Genomic DNA, 1,004 nt, shown 5'->3' with positions numbered 1-1,004 from the left:
CGCCACCCCCGCCCCACCCACCGTCACCGCATCCGCGACCGCCGCGAGATGCCCCGCCGCGAGGATGGCCAGCGCCGCCGACGCGACCGTGGCCATCAGGCCGTACATCCGCTCGTCGGGTTCGGCGCGGCTACGGAGCTGGAGGACCAGAACGAGCAGAACCCAGACGCCGAGGGTGCCGAGAATCGCGGCGGGGGCATTCTCGCGGCCGGCGGCCAGCAGCACGGCGTCCGCCGTGAGCGCGCCCGCGAAGGCCAGCGCGATGCCCTGCCGGGCGGGCCACATGCCGTTCAGCCGGAACCAGCCCGCCGCGGTCACCGCCTGCAGGATCACCAGCGGAACGACGAGTGCGTACTCGCCGACCGCCGCCGTTCCCGCGAGCAGCAACCCGAGTACCGCCGTCAGCACGGCCGGCTGCCCGCCCGGTTCGATGATCGGCGAACGCCCCTCGGCGCGGGCCCGCTGGGCGTCGGTGACGCGTGGGTTGCCGGTGAGGGTGGGCGGCCCGTAGGCGGGGGCGGAACCGGAACCGGAGGCAGGGACACCGGCAGCCGGGTCGCCAACTGCCGCCGACGCGGGGGCAGTTGCGGGCACGGACGCTGGTGCAGCGGCAGACGCAGACGCGGGCGCGAAGTCCCCGTACGCAGCACCCTGCACGTACCCCTGGCCCTGGCCTTGGTTCGCGTGATCCCAAGCCGGAGCCTGGGCCCCGTACGCCTGGGACTGCTGGTCCGCTGCAGGAGTTGGAGCCCCATATGCCTGGGCCTGCTGGCCCGACGCCGGAACTGGAGCCCCGTACCCCTCGGACCGCTGGCTCGACGCCGGAGTCGGACCCCCGTACCCCTGGGCCTGCTGGTCCGACGCCGGAGTCGGACCCCCATACCCCTGAGACCGCTGATCCGCTCCCGGAACTGGAGCCCCGTACCCCTCAGACCGCTGGTCCGCGGCTGGCGTCGGCGCCGCATACCCCGACATCTGGCCCTGAGCCCCGTACTCCCCAACCC

Annotated in this window: 1 protein-coding gene; it reads right to left on the bottom strand. The window is 74.3% G+C overall.

The window, feature by feature from the left end; genetic code table 11:
- A partial coding sequence (locus tag G6048_RS52165; protein WP_408056258.1) for a hypothetical protein occupies window positions 1–975 on the bottom strand: 975 nt, incomplete at its 3' end.
- Between the last annotated feature and the right edge of the window lie 29 nt (window positions 976–1,004).

This window comes from Streptomyces ureilyticus (assembly GCF_011045025.1).
GTDB lineage: Bacteria > Actinomycetota > Actinomycetes > Streptomycetales > Streptomycetaceae > Streptomyces > Streptomyces ureilyticus.
The sequence above is the reverse complement of the archived record's forward strand: the minus strand, read 5'-3'. Positions and strand labels throughout refer to the sequence as shown.